Consider the following 2,962-nt stretch of genomic DNA (forward strand, 5'->3'; position numbering starts at 1 on the left):
GCCTCATTTCTCGCTGCCGTCCAGATCAGATGCATCGCTCTCTGGGCTAAAATCTTGTGACGACACTATCTAAAGCAGTGAAAAGAAAATTCTGAATAACTGTAATCAAAAGGTAAATAAACTTATACATACTAGGTCTCACGTTCTTTCTGAACTATAGTCACTGAGCACTAAAATTTGCGCTCATCACTGTCGGGCCAAGTGTGGCACCGCAAGGGCGTTATACTAAACAGGAGTACAAAAATGAAAATCTTCCAACGTTACAACCCACTTCAGGTGGCGAAGTACGTGAAAATCCTGTTCCGTGGACGGTTGTATATCAAGGATGTTGGCGCTTTCGAGTTTGATAAGGGCAGAATCCTTATCCCGAAGGTGAAGGACAAACAGCACCTCGCTGTGATGTCAGAGATCAACCGTCAGGTTCTGCGTCTCCAGGCTGAGATGGCTTAACCACCTCCTACGCTATGCAGTAATCGCAGTACAAAAAACGGCTCCGATAAGGAGCCGTTGATGTTTTCAGGGATATCGTGCACGGAACAGCAGGCATTAAAAAAGGCGGAAATTATTCCGCCTTTTTGTCCATCACGCGCCGCTGTGATTATTCGCTTTTCTCTTCTGCATCCGGCAGCTTCGGCGTCAACACGGTCGCTTTGGTATCAATACGCGTGACCAGCAGCTGGTCGATGCGATAGTTATCAATATCCACCACCTCGAACTTATAGCCGGAGTATTTCACCGAGTCGGTACGTTTCGGGATTTTACGCAGCATGAACATCATAAAGCCGCCGATGGTTTCGTAGTTGCCGGACTGTGGGAACTCGTCGATATCCAGCACGCGCATCACGTCATCGATCGGCGTGCCGCCGTCAATCAGCCATGAGTTTTCGTCACGGGCAACGATTTGCTCTTCCAGCCCCTGGCCGACCAGGTCGCCCATCAGCGTGGTCATTACGTCATTCAGGGTGATGATACCCACCACCAGCGCGTATTCGTTCATGATGACCGCGAAGTCTTCACCGGCGGTTTTAAAGCTTTCCAGCGCTTCAGAGAGGGTCAGCGTATCCGGCACAATGAGCGTGTTGCGGATTTGCACGCCACTGCTCAGGACCAGGCTTTGGTTGGCCAGTACGCGAATCAGCAGGTCTTTCGAGTCGACATAACCGACGATGTGGTCAATATCTTCATTACAGACAAGGAACTTGGAGTGCGGGTTTTCCGCGACTTTGCGCTTTAAGCTCTGCTCGTCTTCGTGCAGATCGAACCACACCACGTTTTCACGCGATGTCATTGACGACGGTACCGTGCGCGATTCCAGCTCAAACACGTTCTCAATCAGCTCATGCTCTTGCTTACGCAGCACCCCGGCCAGCGCACCGGCTTCGAAGATGGCATAGACATCATCAGAGGTGATGTCGTCTTTACGCACCATCGGCAGCTTGAAGATGCGGAAAATGATGTTCGCCATACCGTTAAAGAACCACACCAGCGGGCGGAAGAGAAACAGGCAGAAGCGCATCGGGTTGATAATGCGCAAAGCCACAACTTCAGGCGCGATCATACCGATGCGTTTCGGGGTCAGGTCGGCGAACAGGATAAACATCCCCGTTACCAGCGAGAACGAAATAATAAAGCTCAGACGGTCTGCCAGCTCTGGCGACACTACGGTGACTAACAGGCTGTAAAACGTAGGTGAGAACGCGGCGTCACCGACGATACCACCGAGGATGGCGACGGCGTTCAGGCCGATTTGCACCACGGTAAAAAAGGTGCCGGGGTTTTCCTGCATTTTTAAAATGCGTTGCGCATTGATGTTGCCATCGTCGGCAAGCAGTTTCAGTTTGATTTTCCTGGAAGCGGCAAGCGAAATCTCAGATAGCGAGAAGAATGCACTTACGATTATCAGACAGAGTATGACTAAGATGCTGTTTAACATAATTTATCCAGCCTGTGGCCAGATCCTCGGAAGGGGAGATTGAATAATCCATGTGGCAAAACACATTAAAAGCGGGTTCGAAGCGGTGAACCTGCAATTTCGACGGCTAGTATAGCGTAAGCGTGTTACAGCCTGCCAGCAGTGTAAGCAGTTTGTTACGGTGTTAATGGGAATTTTTCTCAATTGCGCGGCCGTTTTTTACCCCGATTGCACAACATTCAGCCTTTCTTTCCATCGCAGGCTTTAAAGAGTGAGGGAATTCGCAAAGCATAAATGAAAGAGTAAAAGGAGTAATAAGAGGATTTTTATATATTCCTGCTGGCGCATTACGACGTCCTTTTACTCACGCAAAGGTTCTGCCTTCATTCTCTATTCTTTGAATAACATCCTTATCATTATTAGGCTAACGTTTTCACGCCGTGATGATTAAAGCAACCACTCCAGTTTTTTTAGGGGCACGGAACGATACATGTATCCCTGAACAGCCCAGATACCGCAATTTTGCAGGACCGAAAACTCCCATGTACTTTGTACCCCGTCGATAATGATGCGGTCCGAATAAGACTTCCTGATGTTTTTAATCAGTTCAGGAAAGGTCGGCTTCTGCACCTGTTTATGGTAGAAGTCACGATTAATCAGTATGGCCTCACGAACATTTTCCCGCCATAGCCCAAATAATGCAGGATCTTCCTGTTTCATTAATGTCAGGTGTGGAAACTGGGCTGCAGTATCTGTAAGATTCCTGAGATTGTTAACATAAAACAAAAGCCCATTTTCTACAGAGAAGTCAGAACAATACTTAAAGTGGCTAGTGAGCGGAGTGTGGTCGCTACAGTCCATTGAAAAGCCAACAATTGTGCCATTCAGACTGTGAATGGGTATTACGCTAACCCGGTCCATATCCTATCCTTACTAATCCTTCGATATATCTAATATCGATCGTTAAAAGTTATTAATGGCGGATTCAACTCCGAAGTGCAACGCTAAGCCGCCAATCTTAGCTCTGCAAACACCACAGACGGTTGCCTG

At 48.0% G+C, this 2,962-nt stretch carries 3 protein-coding genes; 1 reads left to right on the forward strand and 2 read right to left on the reverse strand.

Going from position 1 to position 2,962, the window contains the following annotated elements:
- Positions 1–243 precede the first annotated feature (243 nt).
- Positions 244–450, forward strand: coding sequence for a DUF1107 domain-containing protein (locus tag ACSZPU_RS24730; protein ID WP_499004230.1), 207 nt, complete (start codon positions 244–246; stop codon positions 448–450).
- Between the two features lie 148 nt (positions 451–598).
- Here the strand turns inward: ACSZPU_RS24730 and paeA are convergent, their stop codons facing one another.
- Together paeA and ACSZPU_RS24740 are read right to left on the reverse strand one after the other, a co-directional pair.
- On the reverse strand, positions 599–1,933 hold the full coding sequence (gene paeA / locus ACSZPU_RS24735) for a polyamine export protein PaeA (protein WP_499004231.1): 1,335 nt from the start codon (positions 1,931–1,933) through the stop codon (positions 599–601).
- 426 nt (positions 1,934–2,359) lie between these two features.
- Positions 2,360–2,833 carry a hypothetical protein gene (locus ACSZPU_RS24740; protein WP_499004233.1) on the reverse strand — a complete coding sequence of 158 codons (474 nt, stop codon included), beginning with the start codon at positions 2,831–2,833 and terminating at the stop codon, positions 2,360–2,362.
- Positions 2,834–2,962 lie beyond the last annotated feature (129 nt).

Origin of the sequence: Phytobacter sp. V69 (genome assembly GCF_965644215.1) — a bacterium.
Lineage (GTDB): Bacteria > Pseudomonadota > Gammaproteobacteria > Enterobacterales > Enterobacteriaceae > Phytobacter.